Here is a 22,727-nt window from a genome sequence, read left to right on the forward strand (position 1 = left end):
GCTCAACTGGCGCGGCTGAGCGGCGGCTCGGGACTCGCTCAACTGGCGCGACTGAGCGGCGGCTCGGGACTCGCTCAACTGGCGCGACTGACCGGTGGCTCGCGACTCGCCCAACTGGCACGACGGGGCGCGCACGGATGCCGTGCGGCGTGGCCCGTTCTAGGCTGGCCGCCGTGCCCGGTTTCATCCAGCGCCCGAGTGCGCGCCTGCTCCTCGCGGACGATAATGATCGGCTTCTGCTCTTCAGCAGTGTGGACGCCACGTGGTTCACCCCCGGTGGGGGAGTCGACGAGGGCGAGCCGCTCGTCATGGCGGCGGTGCGCGAGTTGCGGGAGGAGACCGGATTCCGGGTGGCCCCGGAGGAGCTGGGGCCGGTCGTCGCCACGGCGTCGGGTCACTGGAGGGCGGGCTGGGACGGCCGGATCCGGTTCTCGGTGGACTCGTTCTTCTTCCTCCGCGTGCCGGAGTTCGACGTGTCCGGCGAGGGACTCGAACGGCACGAGGCCGACTACATCACCGGGCATCGGTGGTGGTCACTGGAGGAGCTGCGGGCCACGGAGGAGAACGTCCTCCCGTGGGGTCTGGCCGGGTTGCTGGAGCGCCTCTACGCGGGCGAGATCCCGGCGGAGCCGGTCCGGCTTCCCTGGCACCACCCGGAGTTCGCACACCTCGCGGACGCGGGACAGTAGCCGGTCCGGCGGTCGCACACTCGACGGCATGGCGGCCAGCAGGTAGTCGCGGTGTCGGGCCTTCCGGAGTGGAGGAGTCGGGCTTTCCGGATCCGAAGATGGGTGCTGTCGTGGCAGACACCGCGCGTACGCGCCGGAATCCTGAAAGGGAAGACAGCGTCAGCCGGGGAGGTGGGAGCCATGGCAGCCGCAACAGCCCTTCCAACGGAGGTCCGCCCAGGTGCGGAGCTCGTGGTCGAGGAGCCCGTACGCCGTTCCCGTCCGCGGCGGCCCGTTCAAGCCACGCGACCGGCGCAGGGCCACCGCATGACGTGGGTCCTGGCGGACGACCCGTCCGCGGTGCCGGAAGGCCGCCGCCTGGTCCGCGGGTCGATGGCCGGATGGCGACTGGACGGTCAGACCGACGTCGTGGAACTGCTCGCCGCCGAGTTGATCACCAACGCGTTGCGGCACGCGTGGGGGAAGCCGCTTCTGACCCTGTCCCTCATCGACGGCACGCTCCGATGCGAAGTGAACGACCTGAGTCCGGAAATGCCGCACATCAGGCCCGCCGGCACATCTGAGGAAGACGAGGGCAGGGGACTCCGCCTGCTCGAGCGGATGTCCGATCGATGGGGCTCCGTCCTCACCTACACGGGCAAGGTCGTGTGGTTCGAGGTCGCGGCGTCGTCCCCGGCCATGCCGTACGTCGAAACCCCGTGACGTCGGCCACCGGTCCCGTGACAGATCCGAGTCGGCGTCAGACCGGCCACGCCTCCCGTCGCCAGGCGGCGTCCCAGAACATCCACTCGTAGCGGGACGTCGTGACGAAGTGGTCCCGGGCGCGGGACCGCTGACCGTCGGTCGCCTCGTCTCCGGCGCGGTCGGTCAGGGCCACCACCCGCCGGACCACGCTCTGGAAGGCCTCGTCCCCGTAGGCGGCGATCCAGCGGCGGTACAGCGGGTCGGGGGAGGAGCGTTCGAGCAGTTCCTCGCCGACCCTGGCGTAGATCCAGTAGCAGGGCAGCACCGCCGCGAGGCCGTCCAGGAACGAGCCCCCGTACACCGTCGCGAGCAGGTAGCTCGTGTACGCCCGGGTGGTCGGTCCCACGGGCGCCGCCGCGGCTTGTTCGGCGGAGCCGCCGAGATCGGCCATGAAGGCGCCGTGCATGTCCTGCTCCGCGGCGATCGCTCCCACGGCGTCGCTCGCGAAGGCACGCACGTCGTCCTCGGTGGGCGCCTTGGCCGCGCACAGCGCCAGCGCTCGCGCGTAGTCGCGCAGGTAGTGCGAGTCCTGCACCACGAAGTGACGGAAGGCGTCGCGCGGCAGGGTGCCGTCGACCAGGCCCGTGATGAACGGATGCTCGAGGATCGCCTTGTAGGTCGGGACGATCGCGTCCCACAGCTCTTCGCTGAACGGCCGCCGGATCGCGTGCGGAACGGTCGACTCGGACGTCATTTCGGACCAACTCCCTACGCCGGCATGACCCGGTCAGGTTCGAGCGGTCTGCGGCCGCGTCAGCCACACTCTCAGCCCGGTGCGCCGGGCTCCCGCGGTGTCGTGATCGAGGCTAGCGCATGGAATCCCGTCGCCGGCCGCGGCGGCGGACCTCGGGGGGTTGTCGCACCCTTGCGGAATACTTACCTGGTCATGGCTGATTCATTTGATGGCTCGAGAGACCTGGACCTGGACGCGCCGGCGATCGGCGATCGTTTCCGGTTGTTCAACTTCACCCGCAGAGACGACCACGTCGCCTATCTGTGGGTGCTGCGAGCCATGGAGCGCCTCCGCGCGGTCCATCGTGTCCAGGTGGACGGCGACGACGTGATGGCGGCGCTCCGGGATCTGGCACTGGTCCACGATGAGGTCCCCCGGTTGGACGCGGGTCTGCGCAGCCGGCTGGACGCGCTGGCCGACGACGGAATCATCCACAGGCTGGAGGACGCGTCCCGGGCGGGAACGCTGGAGCGTTATCGCAACAGGCAGTCGGTGTACCAGTTCAGCGAGCTCGGCTACCGGGCCTTCATCGCGGTCGAGGACGTGCTGGCCGCCCGAGTCCGCGACGCGAACCTGTCCCGTCTGGTCTTCTCGGACATCCTCGACGACCTCAAGGCGCTCGCGGCGGCGAACCGTACCGGTGACGAGGAGCAGGTCTATCGGCGACTGTCCCGGTTGAACCAGGTCATGGAGGACATGGTCCGCCGGTCCGCCCAGTTCCATGTGACTCTCAACCAGATCGTCCACTCCACCGACGCCTCGCCCGAGGTGTTCCTCCGCTACAAGAACGCCCTGCTCGTCCACATGAGCGACTTCATGGCGGAGCTCGATCGTTACCTGCCCCGATTGGACCGGGCCGTACGGGACGTCGAGGCGACCGGGGTCAACACGATGCTCGTCCGGGCGGCCGACGCCGACGACCGGCCGTTTCTCGGCACCGTCGAGCGGATCGAGGACTGGAAGAGGCGTTGGCAGGCGCTGCGGGCGTGGTTCACGTCGACGCCCGGGGAGGAATCCGGGGCCGCGGATCTGCGGCGGGCGACCAGGGCGGCCGTCTCGGGTGTGATCGCGTTGCTCCGGCAGCTCACCGAAGCCCAGCGCGGAGGGGTGAACCGGGCCTCCGAACTGCGGCATCTCGCCCAATGGATCTACAACACGCCTGACGAGGACGCGGCGTACGCCCTCGCCTCCGCGGCGTTCAACGTCGGCTCGGCCCGCCATCTCGGTGGCGCCCACGACGACGTCGAGGAGATCTCGTCGACGGCGACGTGGTGGGACGCGCCGGGAATCGAGATCGCTCTCACGCCGTTCCGGACGGGCCGGCAGGCCGGGCCCGGCCTGCCGCAGCCTGTGCGCGTTGACACGGGACAGCGGGCCGATCTGCGGCGGCGGCAGATCGCGGTCAGGACGGCCGAGCGGACCGCCGCCGAGAGCCTCGCGGCACGAGGAGCCCACGACCGCGTCCTCGACGAGGCGGAGACCAGGGTGCTGATGTCCCTGCTGACCAGGGCGCTGGAGGCGCGGACTGTCGTCGCCGGCCGGCTCGATTCCGGGGCCGGAAGTGACGACACCGTGCTGATGCGGCTCGTCCCGGATTCGGGGGGCGGCGCCGTCCGCACCCGCCACGGGGTGATGCACCTGCCGGGATTCGCCTTGGAGATCGTTTCGCGTTCTGGGCGGGCACGTGGCTGAGCCGAAGGCCGCGGCCGGGGTCCAGATCGGAGATCTCGGCGCCTACCAGGATGCGGTTCGGCTGGTCCTCACCAGCGACCTGATCACAGCGGTCCACCCCCGGCCGGGAGTTCTGGAGCGGGTGCTGCCGTGGGCGGACGAGCTCACGCGGGACCTTCGCGATCTGTTCGGCTACACCCTGATCGCGACGACCCGCCATGTGCGGCTGATCCGTCAGCTCGACACGCTGAACCCGTCCCGCGGGAAGATCTTCACCACCAGGGCGGGCAAGGCGTTCGACCGGCGGCGCCTGGCGTATCTCTGCCTGATCCTCGGCTCGTTCCAGCGGTCGCGGGTGGAGATCAGCCTGGCCGACCTCGTCCGGCAGTTCGGCCCCGTCGCCAACTCGATCGACGGGCTCGGCTTCGATCCGCTCGTACCCGGCCACAAGGGAGCGGTCGTCGATGTGCTCGGCTGGCTGGTCGAGCGCGGGGCACTGAGCCTTTCCGACGGCTCGGTCGAGGCGTGGGCCCGCGGCGGCGGAGGCGACGCCCTGTACGACATCGATCACGACATCTGCGCAATGATCTTCAGGCCGCCGCGTCCGCTGCAACATCTCACCAGCGCCGCCGGTCTGCTGGACGGCGCGGCGTCCGTCGAAAGACGGGCACGGAGGCTGTTGCTGGAGCGCCCGGTCGTCTACTACTCCGACGTCGACGCGGAGACGGCCGCGGTTCTCCAGCGCGACGACGTCGCCGAGAACCTGGCCCGGCTCACCGGCCTCGTCGTCGAGCGCCGCGCCGAGGGTGTGCTGCTCGCCGACCCGGTCGGGCGGTTCACCGACCGGCCCTTCCCCGGCAGGGGCGGGGTCGTCAACCGGGCGGCGGGTCTCCTGATCGCCAGGATCGCCGACCTCCTCGAGGAGGGTGACGTGCTGGGGCGCGTCGACGCGCCCGTCGAGGCGCAGGCGCAGCAGGACCTGCTCGCCCGGATCGACTCGGCGCTGCCTGAGTCCGGGGTCGTCCGCGAGCTGGCCTGGTCCGAAGGGCCGCGCACACCCCTCGGGCGGGGCACGGAGCCGCTCGTCTTCGTGGAGCGGCACACGCTGGAAGAGCTGATCGAGGTGCTCTACGACCAGTTCGGCGCGGCCTCCTTCACCGGCACCTGGCAGCAGGATCCGCACGGCCTGCTCGACGCCGCGGTCACCCTGCTCGAGGAGCTCCGGCTCATCCGCTCCGTGCCCGGCGGCGTTCTCGTCCTTCCGGCCGCGCTCCGGTATCGCAACATCTCCCTCGCGATACCTGCGCCACCCAAAGACCAGCTCGACCTCTTCGACGGAGACCCGAAATGACGCGCTTCAAACCGTCTCGTGCCGGTTTGATCAACATCTGGGACTACACGGACGAGGAGTTCGTGTTCGCGGACGGCAGGTTGGTGCTCCGCGGTCACAACGGCTCAGGCAAGACCAAGGCACTCGAGGTGCTGTTCCCCTTCATCCTCGACGGGGTCGTCGACGCCCGCCGGCTGGATCCCTTCAGCGGTGAGAACCGCACGATGAAGTCCAACCTCCTGTACCGCGGGCAGGAGTCGGAGTACGGGTTCGTCTGGATGGAATTCGCGGCGGGCGCGCGGACCGTCACGCTCATCATCGCCATGCACGCCCACAAGGACCGGCCGGAGGTCAAGAGGTCGTACTTCGTGACGACCCGGCGGCTGGGCGTCGACTTCGGCCTGCTGACGGACGATTCCCGGCCGCTGACCGACCAGCAGTTGAAGCGGGTCCTCGAACCCGAGGCGTGGCACACCAGCCCGACCGACTACCGGGACGCGATCGACTCCGCCCTGTTCGGACTGGGACGCGAACGGTACACGCAACTGCTCGACCTGCTGCTCGCGCTGCGCAGGCCGTTGCTCGCCAAGGACCTCGACCCGGGCAAGGTGTCCGACACCCTCACCGCGGGGCTGAGCCCGGTTCCGGAGAGCCTCGTCGAGCAGGCCGCGCGTGACTTCGACAACCTGGCCGCCGTCCAGCGGCAGTTCGACGACCTCACGGCCGCTGACGGCGCCGCCAAGGCCTTCCTCGAGTCGTACGCCGACTACCTCCGGGCCGAAGTGCGCTTCCATCTCGACCGGGTCGCCGGCCGTACGCGGCAGGTGGTGAAGCACGCCGGCGAGGTCGCCGTGGCCGGAGCGGAGATGCGGCGCGCGGACCTCGCGCGCGGCGCCGCGGAGGAGGAGCGGACGAACGCGGGCACGGAGCAGAACAGACTCTCCGCCCGGTTGGACGGGCTGAAGAAGGACAGCGCGTACACCGCGCAGGGAGAGCTCGAAATCCTCCGCGGCCAGGTCGGCAGGCAGGCCCAGGAGATCGTCCGCGAGCGGGAGGCGAACGCCAGGGCGGCCGCGCGCGTCGCGGACCTTCTCACGGAGGTGGAGGCCGCGGACCAACGGCTCAAGAGCGCCCGCGACGGCGTCAGGCGGCTCTCCGCCGACAGGGCCGAGGCCGCGAGGCTCGCCGGGCTCGTGTACTCGGATGACGACGATCTTCATGCCGCCAGGGCGCAGGCCGGCTCGCGCCGGCAGGACGTGGAGGACGTCCAGTCCTGCCTGCGCAAGGTCGGCGACACCGAGAAGGACCGGCGGCGGGCTGAGCAGGCGGCGGACAGGGCCCGGGAGAGGGCCGAGGCCGCCGAGCAGGCCGTCGAGACCGCGGTCCGTGAGCTCGAGGAAAGGCGCGCGCAGGCGCTCGACCACCTGCACGCCTGGGCCGGCAGGTGGTCCCCGGATTCCGCGGGCTCGCCGGTGGGCGCCGACGACCTCGCCGTCCTCGTCGAGGCGCTGGACCGCATGGGAGAGGCGGGCGCTCCACGCGTCGCGGAGGTCTTCGGCGACCTGGCCGACGCGCGGCGGACGGCGCTCGCTCAAACGGTGGCGGCGCTGGACGCGAGGTCGGCGCAGCTCACGGCGGAGCGCGAACGGCTGGCCGCGCTCGTGAAGGAGATCGCGGCCGAACGCGACGACGCGCCCGCACTCGCCGGCGCCAGACGCGCCGACCGGACGGTACGGCAGGGCGCCGCGCTGTGGCAGCTCGTGCGGTTCGCCGACGACGTCTCCGATGCCGATGCGGCGGCCATCGAGGGAGCCCTCGACGCGGCCGGTCTGCTCACCTCATGGATTCATCCCGATCCTCAGCTCACCACCACCGCTGTGGAGGAGGCCGAGGCCGACGTTTATCTGCTTCCCACGCCGGCCGGATCGCGGCCGGCCGGGGCGACCCTGTCGAGCGTCCTCGTTCCGGAGGATCAGAACCACGTTCCCGCGCGGATCATCGCCGAGGTGCTCGACTCGATCGCTCTGACCGACGCCCTCACCGGCACAGCCACGGCACCCGGGGTCACCACACGAGGGCAGTTCACCTTCGGCGTGCACCTGGGCGCGCAGCCGAAGGCCGCGGCGGAGTACATCGGCGCCACCAACCGGGCGGCTCGTCGCCGGGCGCGCATCGCCGAGTACGAGCGGAACATCGAGGCCACGTCACAGGAACTGTCGGCAGCCCAGGCGGAGCGCGACATGTTCCAGGAGCGGCTGAACCACGTGGGCCGCGCCAAGGCGGAGCTTCAGCCGGTGGGCAAGGACGTTCTCACCGCCGTGAGCACGCTGGCGCAGAAATCAACCCTCCTGGCCGCGGCTCGGGCCGAACACGGCGAAAACGCCAAGGCTCTGGACGGCGCCATCGCCGAGATGGATGCCGAGCGCCGCAGGCTGAGGCAGGCGGCCACTGATCGGAACATGCCCGCGGAGGAGAAGGAGATCGAGGTGATCGCTCAGGCGATCGCGGATTTCCTCACCGCCGCCGAGTTGGTGTCCGAGCAGCACAAGCACATCGTGTCTTCGGAGACGGACCTCGAGTCGAGGCGCCGCACGATCGCCTCGCTTGAGGCGGAGCATCAGACCGCACGCGACACCCTGGCCGAGAAGGAGGAGGGGCACGCGGGTGCCGTCGAGCGCCTGACGGCCATGGAAGAGGCGCTCAGCGCACCGCTCAAGGAGATCCTGGGGCAGATCGGCCAGGTGGAACGCGAGCTCGCCGCCGCGGACGAGGCCTGGCAGGCCGCGGACGCGTCGGTCAGGCGGGAGCACGACGCCCTGGTCGGGGCCAGAGTCGCCTACCAGCACGGCACGGAGGCCCTCACCGGCGCGTTGAGCGAGCTGCTCGATCAGCTCGCGGCGTTCGGGCCCCTCGCTCAGCCCGAGCTGCGGCCGGTCCTCGGAATCGCCCCGGGGGCGGCATGGCCGGACCGGGCCCAGTGGGCGACGCCGGAGCAGGCCGTGCTCGAGATCATCGAACGGCTGGCCGGGCAGGATGCCGCCTCGGTGGTCGAGTCCGTCCTGCCGCAGGGCGCCGCGGACCTGCTCAGGTCCTACGAGGAGGCCACTTCGGGACGGCAGACCGGCGAGGCGGCCAGGAAACGCGCCCGGGACCGGATGTCGGCGGCGCTGGGCGAGTTCGACGACGCGCTGAACGCCTGCGAGGAGGACTACCGGCTGGACTGGCAGCCGGGGGAGTCCGTGGTCGTCGTCCAGGTCCAGGACGCCGACGGCCGGCATCCGGTCGCCGACTTCGCACGGCGCACCGCGGAGCGTGCGGCGGAGCAAGGCGTCCTGCTGGAGGAAAGGGAGCGGACGGTCCTCGAGGACGAGCTGCTCGCCGGCCTCGCCCAGCAGATCTTCGATCGTGTCGTCGCCGCGAAGGACCTTGTCAGAGGCATGGACGCCGACACCAGATCCCGGCCGATGTCGACCGGCACGACCGTGGGCATCCGCTGGGTGGTGGCGGACAAGATCACCGACTCACAGCGGGAGATATCCGAGCTGCTGGGAAAGGACGGCCTGGAGGTCGCCCGGCTGGCCGATCTGCGCCGGATCCTGCGGCAGATGATCCGCGAGTATCGGGCAGGGCATCCCCGGGCGACGTACAAGGAGGTCCTCTCCAAGGTCCTCGACTACCGGATCTGGCGGTCGTTCGAGCTCCGGCTCAAGGTTCCGGGGCAGGACGAGGTGAGGCTGAGCAAGAAGCGCCACTCCCAGATGTCCGGCGGGGAGAAGTCCGCGGCGATCCATCTGCCGCTGTTCGCCGCGGCGAACGCCCTGTACTCGTCGGCGTCGGACACCTGCCCGCGACTGATCGCACTCGACGAGGCGTTCGCCGGCATCGACGACGTCTACAAGCCCGACCTGCTCGGGCTCACCGTCCGCTATGACCTGGACGCGTTCATGACCGGCCACGACCTGTGGATCCGGTACGAGACGGTTCCCGCGGCGGCCCACTACGACATGCACAGCGACAAGGCGTCGCACACGGTCTCGGCGATGCTCGTGTTGTGGGACGGATGCCAGCTCATCGACTCCGCGGCCGGGTTCTCCGGCAACGAAGAGCTGGCGACGGAGTTGCTGGGGTTCTCCCCGAGCCGGCGCGTGCCGGTGAAGAGCGGGTTGCTCGGCCTGGTTGACGACGGCCTGGTGGACACCGGGGAGGGGGACGCCGATCTCGGGGACGGGCGCTGACGGAGCCGGTTCACGGAGCCGGTTCACGGAGCCGGTTCACGGTGCCGGTTCACGGAGCCGGTTCACGGAGCTCGGGCGAGACTCCCGCGAGATCAGCGAGCACTCACCTGTTGTTCGCCCGGTATTCGCGTCCCATTCGCCGGGATGCCCGAAGCTGCTGGGCGATTACTGCCCGCTGTCCGCTGCGGCGACCTGCGAAGAGGACATCAACGTTGCACAAGAGTTGGCGTTCGCCGATCACATGGGCGGTCGCGTTACTGACCGCTGTTCCGCTCCTCGCCGCGGTGCCGCCCGCCTCGGCGGACGATCAGGCCCCCTCCACCGTGAAGATCAACGAGGTCGAGTCGAACGGCGGGACGCCGGGCGACTGGGTCGAGCTGGTCAACACGGGTGCGGCCGCCGTGGACGTGTCGGGTTGGGTCGTGAAGGACAACGACGACACGCACGCGTTCACAGTCGCGGCGGGCACGACGGTCGCGGCCGGGGCGTTCCTGGCCCTGGACGTCGAATCGGCCTTCGGATTGGGCGGTGCGGACTCTGCTCGTCTGTATCTGGCGGACGGCACGACGCTGGTCGATTCCTACACGTGGACGGCTCACGCGGCGACGACGTACGGCCGGTGCCCGGACGGCAGCGGTGACTTCGTGACCACGACGTCGCCGACCAAGGGTGCGGCGAACGACTGCGGCTCGCCGTCCTCGGCGGTGAAGATCAACGAGGTTGAGTCGAACGGCGGGACGCCGGGTGACTGGGTCGAGCTGGTCAACACCGCCAAGACTCCCGTGGATGTGTCCGGCTGGGTCGTGAAGGACAACGACGACACGCACGCGTACACGGTCGCGGCGGGTACGACGGTGGCGGCCGGTGGGTTCCTGGCGCTGGATGTCGAAACGGCCTTCGGGCTGGGCGGTGCGGACTCCGCCCGGCTGTATCTGGCGGACGGCACGACGCTGGTCGACTCCTACACGTGGACGGCCCACGCGGCGACGACGTACGGCCGCTGCCCGGACGGCACCGGCGCGTTCGTGACCACGACCTCGTCCACCAAGGGCGCGGCGAACGACTGCGGCTCGCCGTCCTCGGTAGTGAAGATCAACGAGGTCGAGTCGAACGGCGGGACGCCCGGTGACTGGGTCGAGCTGGTCAACACCGCCAAGACTCCCGTGGATGTGTCCGGCTGGGTCGTGAAGGACAACGACGACTCCCACGTCTTCACGGTCGCGGCGGGCACGACGATGGCGGCCGGGGCCTTCCTGGCACTCGACGTCGACCCGGTCTTCGGGCTGGGCAGTGCGGATTCGGCTCGTCTCTACCTGGCCGACGGCACGACGCTGGTCGACACCTACAGCTGGACGGCTCACGCGGCGACGACGTACGGCCGCTGCCCGGACGGCACCGGCGCTTTCGTGACCACGACGTCGCCGACCAAGGGTGCGGCGAACGACTGCGGCGGGCCATCCTCGGTGGTGAAGATCAACGAGGTCGAGTCCGACGGCGGCACGCCGGGTGACTGGGTCGAACTCGTCAACACCGGTAAGACTCCCGTGGACGTGTCCGGCTGGGTGGTCAAGGACAACGACGACTCGCACGCGTACACGGTCGCGGCGGGCACGACGATGGCCGTCGGCGCGTACCTGGCCCTCGACGTCGACCCGGTCTTCGGGCTGGGCGGCGCGGACTCCGCCCGCCTGTACCTGCCGGACGGCGTAACGCTCGCGGACTCCTACAGCTGGACCTCCCACGCCACGACCACCTATGGCCGGTGCCCGGACGGCACCGGCGCGTTCGTGACCACCACGTCGCCGACCAAGGGCGCGGCGAACGCGTGCCCCGGTCAGATCTCGGCCAAGCCGTGGCCGGGCGGCGACGCGGTGGCCACTGCCGACGCCGCCGACGTGTTCGGCACCAACATGAGCGGCCTCGCCTACGAGGCGTCTGGTGACGGCACTCCCGGAGTGCTCTGGGCGGTCAAGAACGGCCCCGGCACGCTGTACCGCCTGGAGTGGGACGGCACCAAGTGGGCGCCCGCCACGACCGGCGGCTGGAACGCGGGCAAGGCGCTGCACTACCCGGACGGCACCGGCGACCTCGACTCCGAAGGCGTGACCCTGACCGCAGCCGGTCCGTCCGGCGGCGTGTTCGTCTCCACCGAACGTAACAACGGGAACAGCGGCGTCAGCCGTCCCGAGGTGCTGCGCTTCGACCCGGTGGGCACGGCGGCCGGCCTCAGCGCCACCAAGGAGTGGAACCTCACCGCGGACCTGCCGGCGGTGGCCGCGAACAGCGGGCTCGAGGCGATCTCCTGGATCCCCGACTCGTTCCTGACCTCGCACGGCTTCCGCGACGAGCACACCGGCGCGGCCTACGACCCGGGCGCCTATCCGAACCACGGCGACGGCCTGTTCTTCGTCGGCCTCGAGGCCAACGGCACCATCTACGCCTACGCGCTCGACCAGACGGGCGGCGGATTCACCCGGGTCGCCACGATCGCGAGCGGGTTCCCCAGCGTGATGGACCTCGAGTTCGAGCCCGAGACGAACCGCCTCTGGGCGGCGTGCGACGACACCTGCAACGGCCGCACCGCGACCCTCGACATCGACGCCGGCGGGAAGTTCGCCGTCACCGACGTGTACGAGCGGCCGGGCACGATGCCCAACATCAACAACGAGGGGTTCGCGATCGCGCCGCAGTCGGAGTGTGTGGACGGCCACAAGCCCGTCTTCTGGTCCGACGACAGCAATGATGACGGGCACGCGCTGCGCAGCGGAACGCTCACCTGCACGGTGCTCGACCTCGACGCGGACGACGACGGCATTAACGACGACGTGGACGTGACGTTCCCGCCGGGCACCTCCCACGCGACCGACCCGGCCAACGAGACGTTCTCCGACGCCCTGGTGGGCGGCACCACCTCGGGCAGGATCGTGAGCCGCGGCGGCCGCACGCTGACCGTCTCCGACGTCCGCGATCCCGCGGGGGTACGGGTGAAGGCCGGTGCGGGCTCCGCCCCGGCGCGGTTCCAGCTGGTCGGCAGCGGCGCGACGATCGCGCTGGGACAGGGTTCCTACGAGCTCACCGGTTCCGGCAAGACCAGCACGATCAACACGCTTGACGGCGAGCAGGCGGTCGTCACGGTCAGCGTGAACGGCACGCCGATCACGCTGACGGTCGGCGACGGCGGATCGGTCACCTACACCGAGGTGTCGGCCAACGGCAAGGTCACCGGCCTGACCGGCATCCAGCGGACCGGGACCGTCGGCGTCCGCGCGGACGGCATGCCCGCGACTGCGTGCGCCGCCATCGAGATCCAGAACGTGATCGTCGCCACGACCGGCAACGAGCTGATCTCCGGTACCGGCGCCAACGACCTGATCATCGGCCGGGGCGGCAACGACACGGTCAACGGCAACGGCGGCGCCGACTGCGTCACGACGGGCAGCGGCAACGACCAGATCACCACGACCGGCGGCGACGACTGGATCGACGCGGGCGGCGGCAACAACGTGGTCCGCGCCGGCGATGGCGCGAACACCGTGGCGACCGCGTCGGGCAACGACCAGATCACCACCGGAGACGGCGACGACACGGTCAACGCCGGCGGCGGCAACAACACGGTGACCACCGGCGGCGGCGCGGACACCATCACGACCGCCAGCGGCAACGACGGAATCGACTGCGGCGCCGGCTCGGACACGGCGCGGGCCGGTGGCGGCAACAACACCAACGTCGGCAAGCGGTGCGAGGCGTTCGGAATCTGATCGCGATCGATTGATCGACAGGGCCGGCCACCAAGGCCGGCCCTGTTTGTTATTCCGGGGCCTCCCTGGGCGTGATCATGCACACCTTCGGTGAGTCAGCCTCTGACCTGGCCTTTCATCGAGCATGATCATGCGCGGATTCGGCAAAGCATGCCGTGACCTGCGCGTTCGCTGTTCGTGATCATGCACGGATGTGCGGCCTCGGGAATGGACGGCTTGAAGAACTCGCTGTCCAGGGGGTGCCCTTCGTCGTCAGTTTGTCCCCGTACGCCCGCGTGCCGGCCACCATGAGCCGCCCGTCGCCGGGCTTCCCAGGCGATGAGTCATGTGATCAGAGTGGCTACAGGGATGCGGCGAGCTTCGCCGTGGTACGCCGAAGGGTCCCAGCCTTCGCAGGGCTGAATCCCCCGCGATCAGGTGCGCTTCCGCGTCTCGGTGTCCAGGCGGGGAAGAGGTCGGCCGCCGTCTCCGTTGCGTTACATTTCGGTATCGTAACGTAAGGAGGTGGCCTCAGACATGCTGTACGGGAGAGATCGGGAGACGGCGGAGCTTGACCGCCTCCTCGCCGCGGCCCAGCGGGGCCGGGGCGGCGCGTGCCTGCTCTGGGGCGATCCGGGCATCGGCAAGACGGCGTTGCTCCGGTACGTCGAGGGCCAGGCCGACGGCTTCGCCGTTCTGAGCAGCAGGGGGACGCGGTCGGAATCGGCCATGGCCTTCGCCGCCCTGCACGAGCTGCTCTGGCCCGTGCTCGACCGAGTGGACGCGTTGCCCGGCCCCCAGGCAGCGGCGCTGCGTGCCGCATTCGGCCTGAGCGTGGGCGGGACCGACAGCCTTCTGCTCGGCGCGGCCACGCTGACTCTGCTGTCGGAACTGGCACGCAGGCAGCCGGTGCTGATCCTTCTGGACGACGCCCAGTGGATCGACCCGGAGTCGGCGAGCTGTCTGGCCTTCGTCGCCCGCAGGCTGCGCACCGAGCCGATCGCCCTGGTGGCCACCGATCACGGCCCGGCGGACGGCAGGTGGAGCGGCCTCGAGGGACTCCACATCGAGCCGCTTGACGAGGCCGCCGCGCAGGCGTACCTGCGGGACAAGCACGCCGAGCTCGCCGAGCCGGCCGTCAGGGCCGTCCTGCGTTCCGCCCACGGCAATCCGCTGGCGCTGTGTGAGTTCTCCGGGATGGCCTGCAAGGGCCTCGCCGTCGGGGACACCCTGACCCCGGGGCCGATGCTGCGTCAGGCGTTTCTGGCCATGGTCTCGAGCCTTCCCGGAGCGGCGAGGACCCTGCTCCTCCTGGTCGCGGCGGAAGACCGCGGCGACCTCGGGACCGTGAGCGCCGCGGCCGCCACGCTCGAGATCGGCGCCGAGACCTGGGACCAGGCCGTCGTGGACCGATTCCTCGACCTGTCGGGGAACCGGGTGAGTCTGCGGCATCCCCTGATCCGCAGCGTGATCTACGAGGCGGCGCTCCCTCCCGAACGGCAGGCCGTACATCGGGCGCTGGCCGCAGTGCTCGCAGGTCGAGAAGACACGGACCGCCGAGCCTGGCATCTCGCCGAGGCGACGCTGGAGCCGGACGCGGAGGTCGCCGACCTGCTGCACCACTCGGCGCAGCGGGCCCTGGCCCGAGGCGGGTGCTCGGCGGCCTCAAGGGCGCTGCGCCGTTCGGCGGAGCTGACCCCTGACCCGGTGCAGGCGGGCAGCCGGTACGCCGGGGCCGCGCGCGCCGCCTGGGAGTCGGGGGAGCCGGAGTGCGCGCGCGAGTTGCTGGCGCGGGCGCGGAGCCGGGCCCCTGAGGCGGTGGTCGCGACGCTCAGCGGAGGGCTGCGGGGTCTGCTGGAGTTCGTCCACGGTGAGCAGGCGCGCGCCCATCGGCTGCTGCTGGCCGAGGCGCGCATCGTCGAGGATCCCCGGCTGGCGGTGCAACTCGCGTGCCTCGCGCTGCGGGCGGCATGGAACGTCGACTCGCCTGAGCTGTGGGCTCGAGCGGTGGAAGTCCTGGACGGGTTGCCGGCGACGGGGGATGAGCAGGTCGATCTGCTGGTCAAGGGGGTTCGCCACTGGTGGTTCGATGAGGCGATGCCCGGCGGCCAGGTCATGCCGGAGGGCAGGCCGGGAAACGACTTCAACCTGATCATGTGGCTGCTGCTTCCCGCGCCCATCGCCGTCGCCTGGGGCCTGGAGGAGCGGGCGCGCGCCTACTACCAGGGAGCCGCCGAGCGGTCGAGGGAGACGGGGGTGCTGTCCGCACTGGCCTTCGTGTTGTCGCAGCTCGGCATGGTCGACATGATGAGCGGTCACTGGGTGGAGGCACGGCTCAACGCGAGCGAGGGGCTCCGGCTCGGCGAGGGCATGGTGGCGTCCAGTGTCATCGCTCAGTCCCTGAACGTGATGTGCTGGCTGAGCGCCGTCACCGAGGGGGAGGACGCCGGGGAGGAACTGATCCGGGAGGTGCAACGGAACAGATCCAGCTGGTCGTCCCGGGCACTGATGGGCGCGTCGTACTGGCACCAGGGGGTGGCGGCGCTCGGTGCCGGGCGCGCCGAAGACGCCTCGGACCTGCTGGACAGGTTGATCACGCCGGGCGGTGAGGCGGCGCATTCGACCTTCGCGGTGCTGGCGGCGGCGGACGCGGTTGAGGCCGCGGTCCGCGCGGGGCGCCAGGACTCGATTCCGGAGTGGGTGCGGCTCATCGAGGAGTGGGCGGACCGGAGCGGGGCCGCCTGGGCGACGGGCGCGGCCTTCCGTTGCCGGGCCCTGACGGCCGGACCCGCGGAGGCGGAGGCTCTCTACGCGATGGCGCTGGCCGGATACGCCGAGGCCGAGCGGCCGTTCGACCACGCCAGGACCGAACTCCTCTACGGCGAGTGGCTGCGCAGGGCCCGCCGCAGGGTCCAGGCCAGAGGACATCTGCGCGCCGCCAGGGAGACCTTCGCCCGGCTGGGGGCGCATGACTGGCTGGTCCGCGCTACGACGGAGCTCGAACTGGCCGGTGAGACGGGCGCCCATGCGGATCAGGCCTCCGACCCCACCCCGTTGACGCCGCAGGAGACCCGGATCGCCAGGCTCGCCGCGCAGGGGCTGACCAACAAGGACATCGCCGCCTCCCTGTTCATCAGCCCCCGGACGGTCGGCCACCATCTGTCCAGCGTCTTCCTCAAGCTGGGCATCGCCTCACGCGCCGAGCTCAGGAAGCTCGCCGCGACGCTGCGCGAATGAGCGGCCCGCCCGCCGCCGCCGTGACCTGCACGGAATGACCGATGCGATGACCTATGCAGTGACCTATGCGGTGACCGATGTGCGCTCCGGCGGTCCCGCCTAAGTTCTCATTTCGGTATAAACCGTTATTGAGAGAGATCAACTATGTCCTTGAATGAGGCCGTCCGGGTAGCCGTCATCTATTACTCGTCGACGGGAACGGTTTTCGAGCTCGCCAAGGCCGCCGCCACCTCTGCGGAGAAGGCGGGCGCCGAGGTACGGCTGCGCAAGGTACGCGAGCTGGCCCCCGCCGAGGCCATCGCCACCAACCAGGGCTGGAGCGACCACGCCGCCGCCACCCAGCACATCGTGGAGGCGTCCTTGGACGACCTGGTGTGGGCCGATGCGATCATGTTCGGCACGCCCACCCGCTACGGACTGCCGGCGTCGCAGCTCAAGCAGTTCATCGACACCGCCGGCAGCCTGTGGGCGCAGGGCAAGCTGATCAACAAGATCGGTTCGTCGTTCACTGCCAGCGGCACCCGGCACGGCGGGCAGGAGACGACGATCGTCGCGCTGAACAACACCTTCTACCACTGGGGATCGATCATCGTCCCGCCCGGGTACGCCGACCCGATCCAGTTCCAGATGGGCAACCCGTACGGCACCAGCCACACCTCCAGCAACGCCGAGGTCCCGCCCGGCGAGATCGAACTGGCCGCGATGGAGTTCCAGACTCGCCGCGTCGTCGAGATCACGGCCACGTTCAAGAGGGGACGCGAGGCCCAGTTCGCGTGATGCGAGGCCCGGTTCGGGTGCCCCGGTGCGCGGCCTGTGCGGGGAGAGTGAGAGAGGCGCTGATGAAAGTCGAGATCAGACTTGACGGCGCCCGCTCCCTCTTCGACGCGGAGGTGGGCGGCGAACATGCGGGGCACCTGCATTTCGTCCGGAGCCGCGGCGTCATCGCGTACACCCGTATCGAGGTCGAGCCGGAGTTCCAGGGGCGGGGTGTCGGTGGATCCCTCGTCAGGGGGGCGCTCGACGTGGCCCTGGCCGAGGGCGTACGGGTGCCGGCGGTCTGCCCGTTCATGAAGCACTGGCTCGAGCATCACCCCGACTACCTGGGCATGGTCAGAACCCGGGGCGTATGACGGCCTTCGACGGCTCTGATCGCAAGGTCGGCGACATCACGTCCGCGACGACGGTACGGAAGTCCGCCGCGACCTCGCGCGTGAAGGCGGTCCGGGAGACTCCGAGCCCGCGCAGGGCGTGACCGTGGTCGAGCACGACCACGGTCACCACGCCGGCCAGCAGCAGCCACCACACGACCGCGGCGGCCGCCCGGGACAAACGGGGGACCTCCTGGAAGGACCGCCGCAGCCGGTCGCAGTGGAACGGCACGTGGCGTAGCTCATCCGAAAGGATCCGGCCCGCCACCTCCGCGGCGAGGGGATCGCGGACGCCGTCGCGCACGGCCCGGTAGTAGGCGAGCGCGACCACCTCGGCGAGCATCAGAACCATCAACTCCGTGCGCAGGCCGAGGAGCCGCCGCAGCCGGACGAAGACGGCGTTGGTCCAGTGGCCCGCGATCGTCGTCGCGCCCGCCGCCTCGAGCAGGCGGCCCAGCAGGCGGGCGTGCTCGCACTCCTCGGCCACGAACAGGCGGACGGCGTCCGCGTACACGGGATCTTTCGCCAGGTCGGCCTTACGGATCAGACTGCGGCCGTCGCCGTCCTCCCCGACCTGGAACCGCTGAAGGCTCCGTACCAGGGCGGGCCCGAGCCGGGCGCCCTGGCTCCAGTCGGGGTCGCCCCACGTCTGCCGGAGGAGGGCGGCACCCTCGAAGTCGCGCAGCCAGGCGGTGAAGTCACCGGTTTCGACCGTCATGGCCCTCGAACCTACGAAACCGCTGTGCAGATTCCGGGGGTGGATTTGTAGAGGTTCGGCGTGCGACCGCGGCGCCCCGCGCATCTCGCCGAGAATCCCGGTACGCATTGGTGCGCTGAGATCAGCCTCGGGCGCATGCAGCACCCGGACCGCCGACGTCCGTGGGCGGAACTACACATCGAGTACTGCCAACGGAACGCCCTCCGCGGCTGAATCAAGACGTCGAGCACACCGTACGGACAGGACATGGGCCCGCTAAAGACGAAGGACCTTTTCCGGCCGTACGGGATCATCGGCGGCGCGGATGCCATCGAAGTCGATGAGCAGGTGCTGCGGACCGCGCAGGTTCGGCGGGTGGCGGTACGGCGGCGGGTCGGTCACCAGGCGCGGGCCGGACAGGCGTCGCGCGAGTTCGCCGAGCGCGACCCGGGTCTCCAGCCGGGCGAGGGGAGCGCCGAAGCAGTAGTGGATGCCGCCGCCGAACCCCAGGTGCTGGTTGTCCGGCCGGTCGGGGTCGAAGCGATCGGGGTCGTCGAAACGGGCGGGGTCACGGCTGCCGGAGGCCAGCACCAGGATGATCACTGAACCCTTGGGGACGGTGGTCCCGCCGATGGGGATGTCCGCCAGTGCGGTACGGCGAGGGCCCGGCATGTGGATCGGCCTCCGAGTAGTCATGCTGGCGTGTGGCGAAACGAGGGATCACGAGCCGCGCCGCCAGCCACGAAAGGCCATCGCTTGAGCCAGCAGGACTGAACGGGATCGAATGTTATGGTCGGCTGATCCGTGCATCCCAGGGGGCATTCACGATGAAACCCGCTGTCCGAGTTTTCCTAGATGCCGATCGTCGTGCGGAACTGGCGCCGTATACAGTCACGGCGATGCTGCCCTTAGGCGAAAAGAATGTCGAAGTGAAGATCCGGACCGAGGATCCTACGCTGGCCAACTGTATGGGCGCTCGGATACTTTCACACGCTCCCGTCGCGGTTCGACCCGTCGTTACCACGGTCTCGGTCGTGCTGTTAAGCGCTTCTCCCACGAAATACGACCTGGGCATCGAAGAAGGGGTCCGGCGGGCTCTCAACACCCGCACCCAAGAGGTAATCGCCTTCAAATGCACGACCATGATAGAAGCTGATCTGGCCCTGAGGTCGGCAATAGCGATCTCCTTGCCGGGACGATTAGAGGGCATGCATGGAGCGCTACTCCGGCTCAAGTACAAGAACTCGGTTGATGTCCGGAGCCGGACCTGGACCGTGGCACTACTCGGCGCGTCCGGCGCCGGGAAATCCCACATCATCGCCCAGTTCCTCGCGGATCCAGAGTGCGAGGTGGCCATCCTTGCCGAGGATTGGTTCGTGGCCTGTGCCGATACCGGCAGAGCGTATTCCCTTCCGGAGCGACACATACTGCTCAAGCACGAGACCGCGTCAATGTACTCCGGAGCCGAGCCGGCACCAGAACCGTCGTATCCCGACCTGGCCGACGGCACCCGGGCTCTCTACGACGCCAATCGCCTGTTTGCCACCGGTTCCAAAGGGGGCGGAGGGTCCGTAATCGACACGTTGGTGGTCCTGCGAGCGGAAAGTTCGGCTGCACCCCACATCCGGCGGCTGACAGCAGAGGACGCCCAGTGGATTCGCGCTGGCGCATATTCAGCGTATTACCAAGCGAAAGAACAACTTCTCGATGGGAGCAGCGAAGTCTTCACTGCGGCCCAGATTGACCGGCGTCTGGCGAATCTCCTGCGCCTGGCCGAGCGGACGTCGGCATTCGTGTTCGCCGGAAGTCATGCCATAAACGGTCACGCGGCTCTTCGCACGCTTCTCTTTTTGAGGTCAGGGCCTGATCCGCATGGCTTATGCAGGACACCCGCACAGATCTCGCAGGACGCGGACGGCTCGCACGGGATGGAGCACTGAGATTGAACCGGCGAGCAACAACCCATCCACCCTCAGACTCAGAAGACGCCGTATATCGGCTACATCAGTGACGGACGGCTTGGACTGGTCGCACATACTCTCCAGGATGCCCGACCCAACAATGACGGGGCGCTGTGCGCGTCGGCAAATCTCCGCCGTGTTCCGTACGATCTCCCAGACGGCGGATGGCTCGAGCTCGGTACTGAGGTCGTGTCTGCCGACGAGTACGCCGTCCGCGACATCGGCTATGCGCGCCGCTTCGGCGTAGCCGCGCGCCGACTCAATCTTGGCGAAGACGGTGGCGCCGATCGCACTCTTACGGATGCTCGCGATCTGGGATTCCTGCTCGCAGAAGGACACGATGAAGACGTCGGCTAGCTCTGGACCAAGGCGAGCAGCCAACTTGAGTTCGGACGCGGTCGGACAGGAGACGCGCAGTGCCGCCTTCCGCCGGCCGACGCTTCTGGCCGAGAGTGTTACGGGAGATGCCACCACGCATCGCATTGTCACTTGCGTTTCGTCCACAGCATTGACGGAGAACACGTAGGCGCCGTCGGCGATGTCGATCTCATCCCCGACGATCACGTCGTCGACCAATCGGCGACCGTGATCAACGTAAATGATTTTCGAGTCCGGATTCCTTCTGCTTGTTTCTTCCATGCTGTCGGCTAGGACCACCTCGTCACCGATGGTGAGGCGGCGGGCGCCGCTGAGTCTCCTGACCAGAGGTCTGTCACCAGGAAGGTCGAGCAGCACCTTGATCCCCCGGTCTCGCGCGGCATGGATCCAGGGAGCTAGTGCTCCACCATCAAGGAGTCGAAGGACCCTTCCCTTTGCGATGATCCGAACGCCTGTGCATCCTGCCTCTGACAGGTCGACGGGATCTGGCCATGCCGTATGCCGATTTGACAGGGTCACAAGTACGTCGGTTTTCATGTTGACACTCACAGAGCCATCACCGCGGACACTGTTGGGTTCGGTCGGGAATTCTGGGGTTGATGATTACGGACGTCCGAAACATGAGTATCGGTTCCTTCGGAATCGTTTCACCCCGTTTCTCGATCACTGCACCACGTCGGCATATACCGCCTATGGTAAAGCCAGGGCCGTATAGCACATACTGGAGAACGCCATGAGAAGGATCCGCTGGCGCGATTGGCTAGAGGCGGTCGCTGCGCTCCTCACCGTCACCGGTCTAATTCTGCCCATTGCGATATTAGTCGCAGTGTCGGCTGGCCTATGGGAATCAAAGGATCCTCTGCAGGACATTCGACACGTTTTGGAGTTGGTCAGTGGGGCGGTCTCCGGGTTCATGCTGGCGGCTGGAATAGCGCTGTTCAATTTGCGGCGGCAGAGTATGGCGAATGGAAGAAGTACGGCAGAGGTCGAAAAATCAGTCCAGGCCCTGCAGGCGATGGTCTTTCCGGAGGTCGACGGTGTGCTGAAGCGCCGCGAGGCCATGCCGGGATGGCCCATGACCTTGCGAGGCGGTCGGCGGCTGTCGCTAAGTGGTATGTCGCTGCGTGCGTTCTCCCTGGAGAACCTGGGGAACGTCGAGCACATCCTGGAGGCAGGTGGTAGTTGCAGAGTCTTGATGATCAAGCCGGGGTCCGAGTCCAGCGCGGTCGCGGCGCTGAATTTTCTGAACGACACCGATCCGTCGGAGTATGATCGCGATGTTCGTCAGAGCCTTGATAGGTTCGCTTCCCTTCGCAATCGTTACGCAACTCAAATGCAAATTCGAGTGCTCGATCATGTTCCGGCCATGAGCCTAGCCGTTGTGGACGAAGGTCTTCCCGAAGCGCGTACTTTCGTGGAGTTCTATACGTATGAAAGCTCTTCGAACGCTCGACCCCACCTAGAGCTTAAGCCGGCTACTTCTCCGGTATGGTATGTATACTTCACTAATCAGTTCGAAAAGATGTGGCAACGGGCCACAAACTACTGATGTGATTCATATGGATGGTTACCATGAGAGTGGACCGGATGCCCGGAGTGAAACGCGACTCCCTCGAGGTCGCTTATCGCGGAAAAGTCTTTGATATAGCGCTCCAGGCGACGCGGGACCCGAGTGGACAGTCGGTGCTCGCCGAATTTGCGGCCTGTGACGACGTGGTCAGGGTCTATCCGGTTGACGATGAGAATGTGTGGCTCATCAGGGAGAAACGTCTCGGTATGGGCAGTGAGCTGGTTCTACGGACCGTGGCAGGCGGAATCGAAGAAGGGGAGAAACCCGTTGTCGCGGCTGAGCGCGAGCTACTCGAGGAACTGGGGATCGTGGCTGACTCTTTCGAGGTATTTCACGAGTCGACACCGATGCTGAAGGCGTTGCACACCGTCTATCACGTCGTTGCTCGGGGTCCGAGAATGTCGACCAATGCCTCGCAGTACAGCGATCCCGCCGAGTACATCGAACCTGCGATCTTCCCTCTCAATCAGGTCGAGAACCTTGTCTGGGACGGCTCGATTCGGGAGGACATCATCGCGTTCGGGCTGCTTCGGCTGCTTCGCTCCCTGCATCGATAAGCGGTCGCGCACGCGGCAGCAGCCGTTGCCGTGAAGACGC

The 22,727-nt window shown here is 68.5% G+C and carries 16 protein-coding genes and 1 riboswitch; of the genes, 12 read left to right on the top strand and 4 right to left on the bottom strand.

The features are described from left to right. Window positions 1-173 precede the first annotated feature (173 nt). Entirely contained in the window at window positions 174-689 is a 516-nt protein-coding gene (locus tag Pph01_RS40735) for an NUDIX hydrolase (protein WP_239117383.1), read from the top strand. A 180-nt stretch (window positions 690-869) separates the two neighbouring features. Continuing rightward, window positions 870-1,391 (top strand): ATP-binding protein, encoded by a 522-nt coding sequence (locus Pph01_RS40740; RefSeq protein ID WP_204078620.1) that lies wholly within the window; start codon window positions 870-872, stop codon window positions 1,389-1,391. A 37-nt stretch (window positions 1,392-1,428) separates the two neighbouring features. On the opposite strand, the gene tenA is transcribed toward Pph01_RS40740, so the two are convergent. Continuing rightward, window positions 1,429-2,127 (bottom strand): thiaminase II, encoded by a 699-nt coding sequence (gene tenA, locus Pph01_RS40745; RefSeq protein WP_204078621.1) that lies wholly within the window; start codon window positions 2,125-2,127, stop codon window positions 1,429-1,431. Then, window positions 2,122-2,233: riboswitch (TPP riboswitch) on the bottom strand. Its footprint overlaps the gene before it by 6 nt. An 86-nt stretch (window positions 2,234-2,319) precedes the next feature. On the opposite strand from tenA, the gene Pph01_RS40750 reads away from it, so the two are divergent. The 7 genes from Pph01_RS40750 to Pph01_RS40780 all read left to right on the top strand — a co-directional run bounded on the left by Pph01_RS40750 (window position 2,320) and on the right by Pph01_RS40780 (window position 17,506). Then, window positions 2,320-3,858, top strand: a complete 1,539-nt coding sequence (locus Pph01_RS40750) for a TIGR02677 family protein (RefSeq protein ID WP_204078622.1) — start codon at window positions 2,320-2,322, stop codon at window positions 3,856-3,858. Continuing rightward, the gene (locus Pph01_RS40755) at window positions 3,851-5,188 is read left to right on the top strand and encodes a DUF2398 family protein (protein WP_204078623.1); all 1,338 of its coding nucleotides are present in this window, start codon (window positions 3,851-3,853) and stop codon (window positions 5,186-5,188) included. Before Pph01_RS40750 ends, Pph01_RS40755 begins: the two co-directional genes overlap by 8 nt. Next, entirely contained in the window at window positions 5,185-9,402 is a 4,218-nt protein-coding gene (locus Pph01_RS40760) for a TIGR02680 family protein (protein WP_204078624.1), read from the top strand. The genes Pph01_RS40755 and Pph01_RS40760 overlap by 4 nt, the downstream gene beginning before the upstream one ends. A 212-nt stretch (window positions 9,403-9,614) precedes the next feature. Further along, entirely contained in the window at window positions 9,615-13,160 is a 3,546-nt protein-coding gene (locus Pph01_RS40765) for a lamin tail domain-containing protein (protein ID WP_204078625.1), read from the top strand. Window positions 13,161-13,676: 516 nt separating this feature from the next. Further along, window positions 13,677-16,376 (top strand): helix-turn-helix transcriptional regulator, encoded by a 2,700-nt coding sequence (locus Pph01_RS40770; protein ID WP_204078626.1) that lies wholly within the window; start codon window positions 13,677-13,679, stop codon window positions 16,374-16,376. A 144-nt stretch (window positions 16,377-16,520) separates the two neighbouring features. Beyond that, complete coding sequence (gene wrbA, locus Pph01_RS40775) at window positions 16,521-17,153, top strand: NAD(P)H:quinone oxidoreductase (RefSeq protein WP_204078627.1); 633 nt, start codon at window positions 16,521-16,523, stop codon at window positions 17,151-17,153. Between the two features lie 62 nt (window positions 17,154-17,215). Continuing rightward, window positions 17,216-17,506, top strand: coding sequence for a GNAT family N-acetyltransferase (locus tag Pph01_RS40780; RefSeq protein WP_204078628.1), 291 nt, complete (start codon window positions 17,216-17,218; stop codon window positions 17,504-17,506). On the opposite strand, the gene Pph01_RS40785 is transcribed toward Pph01_RS40780, so the two are convergent. Then, complete coding sequence (locus tag Pph01_RS40785) at window positions 17,487-18,242, bottom strand: ferritin-like domain-containing protein (protein ID WP_204078629.1); 756 nt, start codon at window positions 18,240-18,242, stop codon at window positions 17,487-17,489. The two genes, Pph01_RS40780 and Pph01_RS40785, sit on opposite strands and share 20 nt — an antisense overlap. Window positions 18,243-18,497: 255 nt before the next feature. Further along, complete coding sequence (locus Pph01_RS40790) at window positions 18,498-18,893, bottom strand: cytochrome P450 (RefSeq protein ID WP_239117384.1); 396 nt, start codon at window positions 18,891-18,893, stop codon at window positions 18,498-18,500. Window positions 18,894-19,120: 227 nt separating this feature from the next. Between Pph01_RS40790 and Pph01_RS40795 the strand changes: the two genes are divergently transcribed. Beyond that, the gene (locus Pph01_RS40795) at window positions 19,121-20,161 is read left to right on the top strand and encodes a hypothetical protein (RefSeq protein ID WP_204078631.1); all 1,041 of its coding nucleotides are present in this window, start codon (window positions 19,121-19,123) and stop codon (window positions 20,159-20,161) included. Here the strand turns inward: Pph01_RS40795 and Pph01_RS40800 are convergent. Beyond that, on the bottom strand, window positions 20,099-20,917 hold the full coding sequence (locus tag Pph01_RS40800) for a pyruvate kinase (protein WP_204078632.1): 819 nt from the start codon (window positions 20,915-20,917) through the stop codon (window positions 20,099-20,101). The two genes, Pph01_RS40795 and Pph01_RS40800, sit on opposite strands and share 63 nt — an antisense overlap. Window positions 20,918-21,293: 376 nt before the next feature. On the opposite strand from Pph01_RS40800, the gene Pph01_RS40805 reads away from it, so the two are divergent. Both Pph01_RS40805 and Pph01_RS40810 read left to right on the top strand, forming a co-directional pair. Continuing rightward, window positions 21,294-22,109 carry a hypothetical protein gene (locus Pph01_RS40805; RefSeq protein ID WP_204078633.1) on the top strand — a complete coding sequence of 272 codons (816 nt, stop codon included), beginning with the start codon at window positions 21,294-21,296 and terminating at the stop codon, window positions 22,107-22,109. Between the two features lie 23 nt (window positions 22,110-22,132). After that, window positions 22,133-22,687 carry an NUDIX hydrolase gene (locus tag Pph01_RS40810; protein ID WP_204078634.1) on the top strand — a complete coding sequence of 185 codons (555 nt, stop codon included), beginning with the start codon at window positions 22,133-22,135 and terminating at the stop codon, window positions 22,685-22,687. Window positions 22,688-22,727 lie beyond the last annotated feature (40 nt).

It is taken from the genome of Planotetraspora phitsanulokensis (assembly GCF_016863295.1).
Lineage (GTDB): Bacteria > Actinomycetota > Actinomycetes > Streptosporangiales > Streptosporangiaceae > Planotetraspora > Planotetraspora phitsanulokensis.